Origin of the sequence: Pseudomonas sp. NPDC089530 (assembly GCF_050280705.1) — a bacterium.
Lineage (GTDB): Bacteria > Pseudomonadota > Gammaproteobacteria > Pseudomonadales > Pseudomonadaceae > Aquipseudomonas.
In genome coordinates this window covers 20,892-36,062 of the sequence record NZ_JBNNVU010000025.1, presented here as the reverse complement: position 1 = coordinate 36,062, position 15,171 = coordinate 20,892, and the positions used below count along the sequence as shown (strand labels likewise).

Genomic DNA, 15,171 nt, shown 5'->3' with positions numbered 1-15,171 from the left:
CACCGCTATCGCGAGCAAGCTTCGCTCCTACAGGTGGGTGACGGGCTTGGCTTCTGTAGGAGCCAGGCTTGCCGGCGATGAAGGCAACGCGCTGTGTCTGACATGCCGCCATCGCGAGCAACAGGCCTTGGCGGATCAGCGCACGATCTTGTCGACCTGGATCCCCAGTTTTTTCAGGCGATACCAGAAGCTGCGCTCGGAGATGCCGATCAGTTGCGCGGCGGCGGCCTGCACGCCGTTGCTCTGTTGCAGGGCGGCGAGGATGTAGGCTTTTTCCACTTCGGCCAGGGCTGCGTCCAGGTCGCTGGGCACGTTGAGGCCGTCGCCGGGCAGGGGGCTGGCGTTGGCGTCCGTGGGCTGTGGGGTGAACAGGTATCCCGGCAGGTCGCTTTCCTCGATCACCGCCCCCGCAGCGACTATGGTCGCGCGCTCCACGCAGTTCTGCAGTTCGCGGATATTGCCCGGCCAGGAATAATTGGCCATCGCCTGCAAGGCCTGGGGGCTGAAGCCGGTGATGCGCTTGCCGGCTTCAGCCCCCAGGGTGTGGGCGAAATGCCGGGCCAGGGGCGCGATGTCCTCGACCCGCTCGCGCAGGGCGGGCAGGGGGATCGGAAAGACGTTGAGGCGGTAATACAGGTCCTCGCGAAACTCCTTGTTGGCCACCGCCTCCAGCAGGTTCTTGTTGGTGGCGGCGATCACCCGCACATCGACCTTGCGCACGCGCGGGTCGCCCACTGGCTCGATCACCCGCTCCTGCAGGGCGCGCAGGATCTTGGCCTGCAGGGCCAGGGGCATGTCGCCGACCTCGTCGAGAAACAGCGTGCCCTTGTCCGCCTGCTGGAAGCGCCCGATCCGGTCCGCCACGGCGCCGGTGAAGGCGCCCTTGCGATGGCCGAACATCTCGCTTTCCAGCAGGCCTTCGGGGATCGCCGCGCAGTTGACCGCGACAAAGGGTTTGTTGGCGCGGTTGCCGTGCAGGTGGATGGCCCGGGCGACCATTTCCTTGCCGGTGCCGCTTTCGCCGGTCAGCAGGATGGTGGCGTTGCTTTCGCGCACCGAGTCCACCGCTTGCAGGACCTCGCGGAAGGTCGGGCTGTCGCCCACCAGGCTGTCGATCTGCCGCTGCTCGTCGAGCTCGGCGCGCATGCGCTGGTTGTCCTTGAGGATGTCGCGAAACTGCAGGGCCTTGCTGACGGTGATGTCCAGTTCGTCGATGTCGAAGGGCTTGGCGATGTAGTCGTAGGCGCCGTTGCGCATCGACTGCACGGCATTTTTCACCGTGCTGTAGGCGGTCATCACGATCACCGGGACCTGCGGGTAGCGCTGCTTGATCTCGGCCAGCAGCTGCGGGCCGTCCATGCCGGGCATGCGCCAGTCGCTGATCACCAGGTCGATCTCTTCCTGCTCCAGGACCTTGAGCGCGTGCAGGCCGTTGCCGGCGGTGAACACCTGGATACCGTCCTGGCTCAGCGCCGAGGCCAGCAGGTCGCAGAGTTTGGCCTCGTCGTCGACCACCAGCAGGTTATGCGTCATGGCAGTGCCTTTTGCTCGTCTTGGTCTTCGTCATCTTCATCACCTTCGTCGTCCTCGCCCTTGGCCGGAATGTACAGGCTGAAGGTGGCGCCGGCATCTATTTCGCTGCTGCACTCGATGTGCCCGTCATGGTTTTCCATGATCGAGAACACCTTGGCCAGGCCCAGCCCGGTGCCCGAGGCCTTGGTGGTGACGAAGGGGGTGAAGATGCGCTCGAGCATGTCCGGCTCGATGCCCTGGCCGGTGTCGCTGACGCGCAGGATGGTGTGCTCGGCGTCCCGGGCGATGCCCAGGGTCAGACGTCCGCCCGTGGGCATGGCGTCGATGGCGTTGAGGATCAGGTTCAGGCAGGCCTGCTTGAGCTGGCGCGCGTCGGCGTAGAGGGTCGCCCCTGGCGCCTGGTCGTCGATCCGCGCGTCGATCTTGTGGCTGGCCAGTTCCGGTTCGCAGAAGCCGAGCAGTTCCTCCACCAGCGGTCGCGCCGGCAGGGTCGAGCGGATCGGCGCGCTGGGCTTGGCGAAGTCGAGGAAGTCGGTGATCAGGTCGTTGATCCGGCTGACCTCGTTGATCACGTATTCCAGGTGGCGCTTGTCGCCTTCGGGCAGGTCCGCCCGACGGTGCAGCAGCTGGGTGGCGGTCTTGATGATGCCCAGCGGGTTGCGGATTTCGTGGGCCAGGCCCATGGCCACTTCGCCCAGGGCGTGCAGGCGGTCGCGGCGGCGCAGTTGGGCTTCCAGGTGCTGCAGTTCGCCCAGGCGTTCGCTCATGTGGTTGAAGGTGCTGCTCAGCTCCGCCAGTTCGTCGCCGCCGATCACCGGCACACGCTGTCGGTAGTCACCGGCGGTCACTGCCCGGACCCCCTTGGACAGGCCGCGCAGCGGCATGGTCAGGCGTTGCGAGACCAGCCAGCCGACGGCCAGCGACGCCGCCGAGCTGAGCAGGAAGATCAGGATGAACAGGTTGCTCTGGTTGACCAGCCCCACCAGGCTGCTGTGGCGCAGCAGGCCGCTGAAAATCACCCCCACCAGGTCGCCGTTGTCGTTGAAGATCGGCCGGTACAGCCCGCTGTAGCGGTTGGTGAACTGCTCCGTGGGCTGGCGGGTGTCGCGCAGGATGGTTTCGATCTGCTCCGGCACTTGGCTGGGGTGGTCCTCGAAGCGCTGGGTGGCGAAGATCTCGGCGAAGTCGTCGGCCTTGGCCAGGTACAGGCGCAGGTCGAGGGAATGCACATCGGCCACGCTGGTGAGGAAGCTGGCGTCCAGGTAAGTGGCGATCAGCAGTTGATAGTCAATGCCGTCGAGGGTGGTCTGGAAGGTCGAGACCACGGCGCCGGTGGCCACGCCACCGACCTGCAGGGTCTGCAACACGGCGTTGTGGGCCAGGTTGATCTGCCCGACGATATCGTCGGCGGCGGTGCTGAACACCACCTTGCGGTCGCTCGTGCGGATCAGCGCCACCACATCGATGCCCATGGAGTCGGCGATATCGGTGGCGAGCTTGTCGTGCCGGGCCGCGTTGCGGTCGTTGGGCGGCCGGGTGTAGCGCAGGAACAGCTGGGCGATGCGCGCGTTGTCCCGCAGGATCTCGGTGATTTCGTCCTCGACGATCTTGGTCGATTCCTGCAGCCAGATGCGCACGTTGCTGTCGAAGATCTGTGACAGGGTGGTGGCCGCCAGTTCCGCGGCGATCATGGTGGGGATCACGCTGACCATCCAGAACGCCAGGACCAGCTTGCGCTGCAGGCTCCAACGGGAGATGGCGAAGGGACGAGGGGGGCGGCGGTCTTTTCTGGTCATGAACTTTCGCTTAGTGCGGCTGCCATGGCAGGGTCGGAGCGATCCGGCCGCAGCACATGCCTGAGCCCTTTGAGCAGGGTGTCGAGCAGCGGGTTGCGATGCTGGAAGAACAGGCTGTTGCCACTGAAGCTGCACCCCAGGCGCAGCTTGCTGGCATAACCGGCCTGGCCACATTCGTACAGCGCGATCCGGTGCTGGATACAGTAGTCGACATTGGCCATCCAGCTGCGGAAATACAGGTTGTGCTCACGACTGATGTCCAGGTCGTGGGCGAAGAATTTGTCGATCAGGCGGTGCTCGTCAAGCAGCACCAGGTTGAACGCTACCAGCTGTTCGTCGACCCAGTACAGCACGCAGGCGGCACGTTCCCCCAACTGCTGGAGGATACCGGTGAAATAGGGCGCGGGTAAGCGCTCGAATTGCAGGTCGGCGCGCCGCAGGGTGGCTTCGTACAGGCGCATGATCTGCGGCAGGACGTCGTCGATGTTGCGCCGCCATTCGATTCGCGGCCCGGGACCGCGCAACTTGCGGCGCAGGTCCTTGCGTGTGGATTTGCCCAGCGTGCCCAGGTAGGCGTCGAGCGAGCCGAAGGGGATCGGTAGCAGGGCGCTGGGCAGGCTGGGCATGGATTGCAGGCCGAACGCCTGGCAACTGGCGGCCCATTGCCGGTCCTGGCTAGCGGCGTCCTTGACCGCCAGCAGGCCGATGCCCTGGGCGTCGGCGTCGCGTCGGGCCAGGTGCAGCAACTGCTCCAGCAGGGCCTGGCGGCGAACCGCGGGGATATGGCTGGCGGTGCCGGCGTGGCACTGTTCGGCCACCGGCGAGCCGATGGCGTACAGGCGCAGTTGCAGCAGGCCCGGCCACCAGCGTCGCAGGCGTTGGCTCAGGTGCTTGAGCGGGCCCGAGACGGTGGTGTCCAGGCGATAGCAGGTGGTGAAGGCCGGGGCCACGGCCACCAGCCGGGCGTCCTCGAATACCGCCAGGTAGCGCCAGCTGAAATCCTCGATGCCGGCGTTCTCGGCCGCCAGGTAATAGTCCCAATCTTCCAGCGCACCGGGAAAACAGTCGTTCCAGGCGCGGCGGTCGATGGCCTGGATGCTCGAAAAGGCTTGGCTGGTGATCACGTCCGGTCCTTGCGTCAGGCGAGTTGGCGTTGCTCTTCGTACCGCACAGGCTGCAGGCCAGCCTGGCGTTCGATGAAGTCCACGCTTAGTTCCACCACCCGGCGGTACTGCAGGTCGACCGTGATCATGTGGTAGCAGTTGTCGAGCAGCACCTTGACCACCGGGCCGCCGAGCTTGCGCTCGACATAATCGGCGTTCCAGCGGCTGGTGATGTCGTCCTCGATGGAGTGCAGCACCAGGGCCGGGGTGGTGATCGACGGCATGCGTCTTTTCACCACCGCGTTCATCCGGTGCAGCTCGCGCACGGTCACCCCTTCCATGGTCAGCAGCCCGGCGCTGCTGCTTTCCCCGGCCTTCATCTGCCGCTCGACCACCGCCCGCAGGCGCTCGTTCTTGATGCCGTAGGGCGGCTTCTCCTCGAAGCTGCAGATGTGCACGCCGAACGGAATCCTCATCAGCAGCGGGGTGAGGAACGCCAGCTTGTTGATGCTCCAGCCGTCGTACTTGAGGGTGGTCGAATACATCAGCAGGCCGCTGACCTGCCCCGGGTGCTCCGAGGCCAGGTACATGGACATCACCGCGCCCATGGACAGGCCGCCGACGAACACCTGGCGGTGCTGGCGGCGGATGCCGACGAAGGTCCGGCGCACGCCTTCGTACCAGTCCTGCCAACCGGTGGCCTGCAGGTCGGCGTTGTTGCCACAGTGCCCGGCCAGGGTCGGCACGTACACCGTGCAACCGGCCTTGGCCAGGCCGACGGCCACCCGCCGCAGTTCCGTCGGGGTGCCGGTGAGGCCGTGGATCAGCAGCACTGCGACCTCGCCGTGGCCGAGCACGAAGCCGGCATCGCCTTCGCCCAGGTCGATGCCTTCGCCTGGATTAACCGCCTGCACAGTCATCGCTTCATCGCCCGGTCCAGCAGGCGGTCGAGCAGGGCGATGCCGAGGTCGATCTCCGCGTAGCTGATTTCCAGCGACGGGGCCAGGGTGATGACGTTCTTGTAGTAGCCGCCCACATCGAGGATCAGCCCCAGGCGCTGGCCGTTGATCTCGATGTCGCCCTTCATGCCTTCCTCGACCATGTAGTCCAGGGTCGCCTTGTCCGGAGTGAAACCGTCGGTGGTGCAGATTTCGCAACGCAGGGCCAGGCCCAGGCCGTCGACGTCGCCGATGATCGGGTAGCGCTTTTGCAGGTCCTGCAAGCCGGACAGGAAGTACTTGCCCTTTTCCATGACCATCGCGCCGTAGTCGATCTCGCTGGTCATCTTGAACATTTCCAGGCCCACCGCGGTGCCCAGCGGGTTGGAGGCGAAGGTGGAGTGGGTCGAGCCCGGCGGGAACACGCCCGGGTTGATCAGTTCTTCCCGGGCCCAGATGCCGCCCAGGGGGTTGAGGCCGTTGGTCAGGGCCTTGCCGAACACGATCACATCGGGTTTGACGTCGAAGTGCTCGATCGACCACAGCTTGCCGGTGCGGTAGAAGCCCATCTGGATTTCGTCGACCACCAGCAGGATGCCGTGCTGGTCCAGCACATGCTTGAGCTCGCTGTAGAAGTTCATCGGCGGGATCACGTAGCCGCCGGTGCCCTGGATCGGCTCGACGTAGAAGGCGGCGTATTCGCTCTGGCCGACCTTGGGGTCCCAGACGCCGTTGTATTCGGTCTCGAACAGCCGGGCGAACTGCTGCACGCAATGGCTGCCGTACTCTTCCTTGGTCATGCCCTTGGGGCCGCGGAAGTGGTAGGGGAACGGGATGAACTGCGCGCGCTCGCCGAAGTGTCCGTAGCGGCGGCGGTAGCGGTAGCTGGAGGTGATCGACGAAGCGCCCAGGGTGCGGCCGTGGTAGCCGCCCTCGAAGGCGAACATCAGGCTCTTGCCGTTGCTGGCGTTGCGCACCACTTTCAGCGAGTCCTCGACGGACTGCGAGCCGCCGACGTTGAAGTGCACGCGACCGTCGAGGCCGAACTTCTTCTTGGCGTCGACCGCGATCCTTTCCGAGAGCTCGATCTTGCCCTGGTGCAGGTACTGGCTGGCGATCTGCGGCAGGGTGTCGATCTGTTGCTTGAGGGCATTGTTCAGGCGCGGGTTGGCATAGCCGAAGTTCACCGCCGAGTACCACATCTGCAGGTCGAGGTAGGCCTGGTCGCTGGTGTCCCAGACATAGGAGCCTTCGCAGCGGCTGAAGATCCGTGGTGGTTCGATGTAGTGCACGGTGTCGCCGTAGGAGCAGTACTTGGCTTCTTTTTCCAGAAGCACCTGGTCTTCCGGGGTTGCGATACGAATGTCAGACATGGTGGAAGAGTTCCTGAGTGGGTACGGAGTGTTCGGTGGCGTCGGTGGCGAAGGTGCTGGCGTTGGCCGCGTCGTTGGGCAGCAGGGCCAGCAGCGCCGGCAGCTCGGCGAAGGAGTCGAAGGTGGCGTGGGCGATGCCGTTGCGCTGGCAGTACTCGGCCAGGCGGCCCTTGGCGAAGACGAAGTCGGCGCTGGCGGCCACGCACATGTCGGACTGGCCGTCGCCGATCACCAGCACCCGCTTGCCGCGGGGGGTGGACTTGCATTTGCAGTTGCCGGAGGCGGCGCGGCAGGCATCGCTGGCGTGCGGGAAGTCGATGCGCCAGCTGCGCTGGTCGACCTGGCGCAGGCGGTTGGCGAGGATCGGCAGCAGGCTCACGTAGTGGCGCGCGAGAATCCGCGCGATGCCTTGCTCGATGCCGTCGCTGACCACTTCCAGGGTCGCGCCCAGGCCGATCACGTGGTCGACGAAGTCAGGGAAGTCGGGATCGATCTCGACGCTGTCGAAGTGGGCGAGCAGTTCGGCGGGCGTGGCCTCGATCAGCGCCAGCTGGCGGCTGAGGCATTCCCGGGAGCCGATATGGCCATCCAGCCATTGCTGTTCGATGTCTTCCCAGCTCGGGTCGGCGAAGCGTTGGAGGACGCTGTCGATCACGTCGGTACGGGTGATGGTCCCGTCGAAGTCACACACGATATGCCAGTGCATCATCTGCTGTTACCTGTTGGATGAGGAGGGCGCGGTGCGCATGGCAGGCACTGGAGCAGGGACTGTGCCAAGTGCCCCGGGCCCAGGCGGGCCGGGCCTTGCGGGGAAAAAGGCGTTAGGGCGGGGTGGTTGGAGCTACAAATTTTGTAGCTTGCTACAAACAACATCAGTGCTTGCAGGGAAGGGGTGGTGTGGTGATTGATGCGCGCATGTTCACGCCAGGAAAGATCACCATGTTCAGCTGCACACGCTCCGTCTTGCTCGCCGCCCTGCTGTCGTTGGGGGGCGTCTGCGGGGTTGTCTCAGAGGTTTTGGCTGCGGACGATCCCGCGACAGGGCTGGGGGGCGAGGTGGGCCTGGGCTTCGGCTACCAGCCCCACGACCCCAGCGGCAGCCGCTATGACACAGTGCCCTTGCCCTATGTCGACCTGGACTGGGGCGACGTCAGCCTCGGCACCGACGACGGCCTGACCTGGGATGCCTTCAAGGCCGCAGGTTTCAGCGCCGGGCCCTATATCAACTACCTGCCGGGGCGTAACGCCAATGGCTCGCTGCGCGGCCTGCGGGACGTGCCGAACATGGCCGATGTCGGTGGCTACATCCAGTACGCGCCGGACGATTTCTGGCGCCTGTTCGCCTCCCTCGGCAGCGCGGTGGCCGCGGGCGATGGCCAGGGCGGCCTGCTGGGCAAGGTCGGCGGTGAAATCGGTTATCCCCTGGGCAGGGGGATCATCGGCAGCAACAGCCTCACCGCGCATTTCGCCGATGCCCGGCAGACCCGGACCTTTTTCGGCGTCAGCGATGAGGAGGCCCAGGCCACGGGCATCGCCCCCTACCGCGCTGGCGGCGGTTTGCAGAACCTCACCCTGACCCAGAGCCTGCAGGTGCCCCTGGGCGGCAACTGGTCGTGGATGACCAGCGCCAGCTGGATCCGCCTGACCGGCTCGGCGGCCGACAGCACCCTGGTGCGCGAGCGCGGCGAGGTCAACCAGGGTCAGGTGCAGACGGCCCTCAGCTACCACTTCTGAGGCCTTCAGGCCGCCATCCAGACGCCGCGGAGTACCTGAAATACCGCGCCAGCGTTTATCGCGAGCAGGCTTCGGTTGAATTGGTCCACCCTTTGCACTGGCAGCCATGAACCCACTTTCCAGGAAGTTCTTCATGGCTCGTCCCGCTTATCGCCTGCTCGCCCATTCGCTATGGGACCTTGTCCCGATCGTACTGGCCCTGGCGCATTTCTCCTGTGTCCTGTGGCTGGTGCTGGCCTTCCACAGCCTGTCCTGGTGGGTGATCCTGCCCGCGGCGGCGCTGTATGCGGTCAGCCTGTCGTGGAGCATCAACAGCATCTCCCACAACCAGATCCACAACGCCTATTTCAGCCTGCCGTGGCTGAACCGCGGCTTCGACCTGCTGCTGTCGGTGACCATCGGCTTTTCCCAGACCCTGTACCGTGACATCCATAACCGCCATCACCGCGGCAACTCGGACCGGCCCGCGCCGGACGGCACCACGGTCGACCCGCTGTCGATCTACCTGCATGGCCGCGACGGCCAGCCGGACAACGTCTGGGCGTACACCTTCCTGAGTTTCTTCCGCGACGACCCCAAGGCCATCTACCAGGACATGCAGCGCAAGCGCCCGGCGGACGCGCGCTGGGTCAAGGTGGAAATCGGCGTGACGCTGCTGGTCTATGGAGCACTGGCGCTCTACGACTGGCACGCGCTGCTGGTGCTGCTGCCGTTCTGGTACCTGGGGCAGTCGCTGTCGTCGCTCAACGGTTACTACGAGCACCTGGGGGGCAACCCGGACCTGCCGATCGCCTGGGGCGTGAGCAGCTACAGCCCGCTCTACAACCTGATCTGGATGAACAACGGCTATCACGCCGAACACCACTACCGGCCGAAGATGCACTGGACCCGGGTCAAGGCTTTCCACCGCGAGATCCGCGAACAGCAGCGGGCGGCGGGGGTCAAGGTGATTCCTGTATCCCACGGCCTAGGCTTTCTGCTGGCCTCACGCAAGACCTTGTAGGAGCGAGCTTGCTCGCGATGGCGGTGCATCAGGTACACCGCATCGTCTTCATCGCGAGCAAGCTTCGCTCCTACAGGGGGTTGGGCATATCGCTGGCCCTAGGCTTCTTCGCCCTCGGCCAGCAGGGCGATGCCGCCGATGATCACCAGCACCCCGACCCAGTGCAGCAGGCTGATCTGCTCGCCCAGGCCCAGCCAGGAGCCGAGCAGCACCACCACGAACACCAGCGAGCTCAGGGGGAAGGCCAGGGACAGGCTGCTGCGCCGCAGGATCAGCATCCACACGAAGAACGCGCCGATGTAGCAGGCGATCGCCAGCAGCACCCCGGGGTTGACCGCCACCGCGGCCAGCCATTGCAGGTTGAAGTCCATCTGGCCCAGTTGGTCGCCGCCGACCTTGGTGGCGATCTGGCCGGCGCTTTCGAAGCCGATCAGCAGGGCCCAGAGCACCAGCGTGCCGAGGCGTCCGTGAAGCCAGCCATGAGTCTGTGCAGTCATGCAGTAATTCCTTGTAAAGCGTTGAGGGGGCTCAGGTGCTGGCGATGCACACCAGCATCACGCCAAGGGTGATCACCAGGGTGCCCAGCCAGCGCCGCAGGCTGACGCTCTCGCCGAGGATCACCTTGCCGGCCAGCACCACGCCGCAATAGGCCAGGGCCGCCGCCGGGAACAGCAGGCTCAGCGGCGCCCGGGACAGGGCTTCGAGCCAGACGAAAAACTCGATCACATAGGCGCCGATGCCGCACCACAGCAGCGGTGCGTTGAACACCTGGCCCCAGAAGGCATTGAGGCGGAAACCGCCTTCCAGCTCCGGCAGGCGGTCCAGGCCGAGCTTGAAACAGAGTTGGCCGATCACGTCCAGGACGATGGAAAAGGCCACCAGCAAGACAACGGTCAGGGTCACGGGAACAGCTCCTCGAACAGTGCCATCAGGGCCTCGTTGGTGGTGGCGTTGCGCAGCAGGTCGGCCTCGCTCCAGCGTTCGGCCGGCGGCTGGTCGGAGCGGGCTTCCCAGCGCTTGAAGGCGTTGCTGAAGGCCGGCGCGGCGAATTCGCCGCAGACGTCGATGCCGAGGATGCGCTTGCCCGCCGCCAGGCTGCGCAGGGCCTGCAGCAGGTGGCTCAGGCGCATGCCGCCCTGGTCCCAGTTGGTGGCGGCGTCGGCGCTGGCCAGCACGTCCTTGTCGATGGTGATCCAGATGGCCTGGGTGGGCAGGCTGGCGATCAGCTGGTCGAGGAACGCCGGCCAGTCGAGCCCGGCCAGGTTGCGCCAGTACAGCTGGTTCTCCTGTTGCCGGTGCCCGGCGCCGTCGCCGACCCGGCCCCAGACCTTGGACGGCTCGTGCTGCCAGGGGAACAGCTGCAGCTTGCCGTGCCTCAGTGCGCCGAGGTTGCCGCCGCGCAGTTGCGGGTTGTGCAGGTCGTCGCTGCAGGGGCCGAGGGTGACGATGCGCTGGATCTGCGGCAGCCGCAGCGCCCGGTTGACCCAGGAACCGCAGTGACGGCGCGGGGCGAAGCGCACCCAGTCGGGGTGATTGTCGAAATGGATCAGGCTGACCGGCTCTTGCAGGCCGGCGAGAAAGGCCGGGGTCAGGTGGTGATAGTCACCGGAGCCGACAAAGAAGATTTCCGGTTGCGGGCCGCTGTGGGCGGGGCGTTGGCCCAGGCGCTCGGTGAAGCGGCGGTAGGTGCGTTCGGTGGACCAGAGCCGCAGTCGCGGGCCCAGGTCCAGCAGGTCCAGGCGCCGGGCCTGGCCGCTGCGCAGGCGGCGCTGGACAGGTTCCTGGGCGGTCAGGCTGTGGTCGAGATCGAGAATGTTCAAAGCAGGCTTTACCCATGGCAGCGCCCCTCGAAAAAGCCTGGGTCTGCGGTCGCAAACCCAGGCAGAGCGGGCTTTGCAGAGTAAATGCAAGGGACGGGCCAGCACCTGAACAGATCCTGTAGCCGCTGCCGAGCCCGCGAGGCTGCGATCGACCCCGCAGGGGGCGCAGGGACCTTGAGATCGCTGAAGGCCTTCGGCCTTATCGTCCGAACGCGGCCCGAGCCTGCGGTAGCGGCTACAGGGGGGCGATGTCAGGCATGTACGCGCACCCAGACGCTGACCAGCACGCTCGCCGCCATCAGCCAGGCCAGGGCGGCCACCGCCAGGGAGGCTTCCAGGCGCAGGCGGTCGACCAGCACGTAGAGGGTCGCCAGGTACACGAAGTAGGGAATGATCGACCACATGCCGAAGACGATGGTGGTCTTCAGGTCGTCGAGGGAGCGGCCCTTGCCGACGATGTAGTGGGCGATCAGGGCGAAGGTCGGGAACAGCGGCACCAGGCCGGCGATGTAATAGTTCCTGGTCTTGGCCAGGGCGGCGAGGATCACCACCACGGCGGCCCCCAGTGTGGCTTTGAGCAATAGATCCACGGTACTTCTCGCAAACGTCGGGTTAGTGGCTCAGGCCGTATTTCTTGACCTTGTCGAACAGCGTGGTCTTGGCCATGCCCAGTTCCTGGCTGGCCTGGGTCAGGTTGCCGCCGCTGCGCTGCAGGGCGTCGCTGAGCAGGGTGCGCTCGAAGGCCTCCACCGCTTCGGCGAACCCCAGGCCCTGGGCGGCGTTGCCGGCGGACTTCTTGAACGCCGGCAGCCCCAGGGCAAAACGTTCGGCGACGTTGCGCAGCTCGCGCACGTTGCCGGGCCAGTCGTGGCTCATCAGGTTCGACAGGGTCTGGTTGTCCAACTCCGGCGCGGCGCGGTCGAAGCGCAGGGAGGATTGCTGCAGGAAATGCTCGAACAGCTGCAGGATGTCCTCGCGCCGTTCGCGCAGCGGCGGCAGTTCCAGGGTCACCACGTTCAGGCGGTAGTACAGGTCGCTGCGGAACTGATTGGCCCGCCCCAACTCGTCGAGGTCGGACTTGGTCGCCGCGATCACCCGGCAATCCACCGCCACGCTCTGGTTCGAGCCCAGGCGCTCCAGGGTGCGCTCCTGCAAGACCCGCAGCAGCTTGATCTGCAGGTTCATCGGCATGCTTTCCACTTCGTCGAGGAACAGCGTGCCTTCGTGGGCGTGCTCGATCTTGCCGATGCGGCGCTTGCCGGCGCCGGTGAAGGCATTGGCCTCGTGGCCGAAGATCTCGCTTTCGAACAGGTTCTCCGGCAGGCCGCCGCAGTTCAGGGCGACGAACTGGTGGGTGTGGCGGCGGCTGAAGTCATGCAGGCAGCGGGCGACCAGTTCCTTGCCGGTGCCGGTCTCGCCTTCGATCAGCACGTTGGCCGAGGTGTCGGCGACGTTGGCGATCAACTCCCGCAGGTGCTGCATGGCCGGCGAGCGCCCGATGATCCGCCCCTCGAGGGAGTCGCGCTCGGCCAGTTGGCGGCGCAGCGACGACACTTCCCGGGCCAGCCCGCGCTGCTCCAGGGCGCGCCGGGCAACCTCCACCAGGCGCTCGGGGGAGAAGGGCTTCTCCACGAAGTCGTAGGCGCCTTTCTGCATCGCGCCGACGGCCATCGAGATATCGCCGTGACCGGTGATCAGCACCACCGGCAGGCTGCGGTCGCGGGCCTTGAGGCGGCTCAGCAGTTCCAGGCCGTCGATGCCCGGCAGGCGGATATCGCTGATGACGATGCCGGCGAAGTTGTCGCCGACCCGCTCCAGGGCCTCCTCGGCGCTGCCCACACCGAGGCAGGGAATGTCTTCCAGGGCCAGGGCCTGCTGGCAGCCGAGCAGGACATGGGGATCGTCTTCGACGATCAGGACGGTAAGGTCGTGGTTCATAGCGGCTCGGCTTGTGTAGGGCTGACCAGGGGCAGGCTGAGGACGAAGACGGTACCGCCGTCGGCCGGGTCCTCGACGCCCAGGTTGCCACCCGTGGCGGCGGCCAGGCTGGCGGACAGGGTCAGGCCGAGGCCCAGGCCCTGTTCGCCGGGTTTGGTGGTGAAGAAGGGTTCGAACAGATGCTTGCGCGTCTCGGCGTCGATGCCATGGCCGTTGTCGCGCACCCGCAGGCGGTATTTGCCTTCGACGCTCGCGCCCTCCAGCCACAGCTCCGGCCGCGGCTGCGCCTGCATGGCGTCCAGGGCGTTGCCGATCAGGTTGACCAGGATCTGCTCCAGGCGGGTCTGGTCGATCTGCAACTGGACGTCGTCGAAGTCGCGGTGCAGCTGCAGCGGCAGGTTTTCCAGGCGCGCGCTGAGCACCTGCTGGGCCGCGTCCACCGCCTTGCCGAGGCTGGCCTGGCCCTGGTCCTCGCCGCGCCGGGCGAAGGAGCGCAGGCTGGCGGTGATGCGGCCCATGCGGTCGATCAGTTCGTTGATGGTCTTGAGGTTGGTGCTGGCGGTGTCCAGGGCGCCGCGCTCGAGAAAACGCACGGTGTTGCCGGACAGGGTGCGCAGGGCGGCCAGCGGCTGGTTCAGTTCATGGGCGATGCTGGTGGACATCTGGCCAATGGCAGCGAGCTTGCCGGCCTGGACCAGTTCGTCCTGGGCACGGCGCAGGGTTTCCTCGGCCTGACGGCGTTCGCGGATCTGGCTCTTGAGCCGTTCGTTGCTGGCGCGCAGGTCGCTGGTGCGTTCGGCGATCCGTCGCTCCAACTGGTTGTTGGCTTCCTGCAGGGCTTCGCGGGCGGCGAGGCGGGTGGCGATGACCTTGCGCCGCTCGTTCCAGGCAATCAGCAGGAAGGCCACCAGGGCAAAGGCCACGGCCACCAGGATGCCCTGGTTGATGGCTTCGCGGCGCAGGTCCTTGAGCGGGGTCAGCAGGGTGAAGTTCCAGGGCGTGTCGCTCAGAGGCCGGGTCTGGGACAGGTAGCTGATTTCCTTGTCGTCGGACACCAGCTCGGTATTGGCCGGGAAAGTGAGTTTTTCCACGCCCTCGGCCAGGTGTTCGCGGGCCAGGGGTTCCAGTTCGTTGAGGGTGAACCAGTAGTACTGCAGGCTGCGGGCCAGGCGTTCTTTGGTGTCGTCGCTCAGTGGGCGCACCGACCTCAGGCGCCGGGCCGGGTCGCTGGAGAGGATGATGATGCCGTTCTCGTCGCTGACGAAGGCTTCCAGGCGGGCGCGTTGCCAGCGCTCTTCCATGGCCTCCAGGCGCACCTTGACCACCGCCACGCCGATGATCTTGCCCTGTTCTTCCAGGCCATGGGCCAGGTAGTAGCCGGGTTCGCCATTGGTGCTACCGATGCCGTAGAAGCGTCCGGGCTGGCCGCGCACGGCATTCTGGAAATAGGCACGGAACGACAGGTCCTCGCCCAGGTAGCTGTCGACGTCGCGCCAGTTGCTGGTGGCCAGGACGCGGCCGGTGGTGTCCATCACATAAATGGCCCGACTGCGGCTGCGCCGGTTCAGGCCTTCGAGGTAATCGTTGACGGTCTGCCGGTGTTCCGGCGTCGGGTCGTTGAGCAGCAGCGAAACGCTGGATTCCAGCTCCAGCAGGCTGGGCAGGTAGGTGTATTTGCTGATCTCGCTTTCGACGGCGCGGGCGTGCAGTTCCAGCTGGCGTTCGCCATTCTCGCTGAGGCTGCGGATGCCGTAGTGTTCACTGACCCAGAAGCCGACGTAACCCAGGCCGATCATCAGCAGGATGATCAGGGGCGGCAGGAACAGATGACGGATCAGACGGGGTTTCACGGCGAGTGATGGCGGCGCGGCGCGATAGAGATTGGGGTCGCATTTCATCACAGTGGTCCCGGGTGTACCAGTTGTCCGTCCAT

At 65.9% G+C, this 15,171-nt stretch carries 14 protein-coding genes; 2 read left to right on the top strand and 12 right to left on the bottom strand.

What is annotated here, in order from left to right:
• Positions 1 to 135: 135 nt before the first annotated feature.
• Genes ACQKQA_RS12505 through ACQKQA_RS12480 form a run of 6 tightly spaced genes read right to left on the bottom strand, consistent with a single transcriptional unit; the run spans position 136 to position 7,452 of the window.
• Positions 136 to 1,533, bottom strand: a complete 1,398-nt coding sequence (locus tag ACQKQA_RS12505) for a sigma-54-dependent transcriptional regulator (protein WP_427557447.1) — start codon at positions 1,531 to 1,533, stop codon at positions 136 to 138.
• Entirely contained in the window at positions 1,530 to 3,329 is a 1,800-nt protein-coding gene (locus ACQKQA_RS12500) for an ATP-binding protein (RefSeq protein ID WP_427557444.1), read from the bottom strand. The genes ACQKQA_RS12505 and ACQKQA_RS12500 overlap by 4 nt, the downstream gene beginning before the upstream one ends.
• On the bottom strand, positions 3,326 to 4,453 hold the full coding sequence (locus ACQKQA_RS12495; protein WP_427557441.1) for a GNAT family N-acetyltransferase: 1,128 nt from the start codon (positions 4,451 to 4,453) through the stop codon (positions 3,326 to 3,328). Before ACQKQA_RS12495 ends, ACQKQA_RS12500 begins: the two co-directional genes overlap by 4 nt.
• A gap of 14 nt (positions 4,454 to 4,467) precedes the next feature.
• Complete coding sequence (locus ACQKQA_RS12490) at positions 4,468 to 5,352, bottom strand: alpha/beta hydrolase (RefSeq protein WP_427557438.1); 885 nt, start codon at positions 5,350 to 5,352, stop codon at positions 4,468 to 4,470.
• Positions 5,349 to 6,743 carry an aspartate aminotransferase family protein gene (locus ACQKQA_RS12485; RefSeq protein WP_427557435.1) on the bottom strand — a complete coding sequence of 465 codons (1,395 nt, stop codon included), beginning with the start codon at positions 6,741 to 6,743 and terminating at the stop codon, positions 5,349 to 5,351. The genes ACQKQA_RS12490 and ACQKQA_RS12485 overlap by 4 nt, the downstream gene beginning before the upstream one ends.
• Entirely contained in the window at positions 6,736 to 7,452 is a 717-nt protein-coding gene (locus ACQKQA_RS12480) for an MtnX-like HAD-IB family phosphatase (protein WP_427557432.1), read from the bottom strand. The genes ACQKQA_RS12485 and ACQKQA_RS12480 overlap by 8 nt, the downstream gene beginning before the upstream one ends.
• Positions 7,453 to 7,682: 230 nt before the next feature.
• Here ACQKQA_RS12480 and ACQKQA_RS12475 point away from each other — a divergent pair, with 230 nt between their 5' ends.
• Positions 7,683 to 8,477, top strand: coding sequence for a MipA/OmpV family protein (locus ACQKQA_RS12475; RefSeq protein ID WP_427557429.1), 795 nt, complete (start codon positions 7,683 to 7,685; stop codon positions 8,475 to 8,477).
• A 133-nt stretch (positions 8,478 to 8,610) separates the two neighbouring features.
• Positions 8,611 to 9,480, top strand: coding sequence for a fatty acid desaturase family protein (locus ACQKQA_RS12470; RefSeq protein WP_427557426.1), 870 nt, complete (start codon positions 8,611 to 8,613; stop codon positions 9,478 to 9,480).
• A gap of 98 nt (positions 9,481 to 9,578) precedes the next feature.
• Here the strand turns inward: ACQKQA_RS12470 and ACQKQA_RS12465 are convergent, their stop codons facing one another.
• The 6 genes from ACQKQA_RS12465 to ACQKQA_RS12440 all read right to left on the bottom strand — a co-directional run bounded on the left by ACQKQA_RS12465 (position 9,579) and on the right by ACQKQA_RS12440 (position 15,136).
• Positions 9,579 to 9,977: an EamA family transporter gene (locus ACQKQA_RS12465; protein ID WP_009050573.1), complete on the bottom strand. Its 399-nt coding sequence runs from the start codon at positions 9,975 to 9,977 to the stop codon at positions 9,579 to 9,581.
• Positions 9,978 to 10,008: 31 nt separating this feature from the next.
• Positions 10,009 to 10,383: an EamA family transporter gene (locus ACQKQA_RS12460; RefSeq protein ID WP_427557423.1), complete on the bottom strand. Its 375-nt coding sequence runs from the start codon at positions 10,381 to 10,383 to the stop codon at positions 10,009 to 10,011.
• Positions 10,380 to 11,300 (bottom strand): arginase, encoded by a 921-nt coding sequence (locus ACQKQA_RS12455; protein WP_427557420.1) that lies wholly within the window; start codon positions 11,298 to 11,300, stop codon positions 10,380 to 10,382. The genes ACQKQA_RS12460 and ACQKQA_RS12455 overlap by 4 nt, the downstream gene beginning before the upstream one ends.
• A gap of 251 nt (positions 11,301 to 11,551) precedes the next feature.
• On the bottom strand, positions 11,552 to 11,881 hold the full coding sequence (locus tag ACQKQA_RS12450; RefSeq protein ID WP_427557521.1) for a GlpM family protein: 330 nt from the start codon (positions 11,879 to 11,881) through the stop codon (positions 11,552 to 11,554).
• 31 nt (positions 11,882 to 11,912) lie between these two features.
• A complete protein-coding gene (locus ACQKQA_RS12445; RefSeq protein WP_427557417.1) occupies positions 11,913 to 13,238 on the bottom strand; it encodes a sigma-54-dependent transcriptional regulator in 1,326 nt (441 codons plus the stop codon).
• Positions 13,235 to 15,136: a sensor histidine kinase gene (locus ACQKQA_RS12440; RefSeq protein ID WP_427557414.1), complete on the bottom strand. Its 1,902-nt coding sequence runs from the start codon at positions 15,134 to 15,136 to the stop codon at positions 13,235 to 13,237. The genes ACQKQA_RS12445 and ACQKQA_RS12440 overlap by 4 nt, the downstream gene beginning before the upstream one ends.
• Between the last annotated feature and the right edge of the window lie 35 nt (positions 15,137 to 15,171).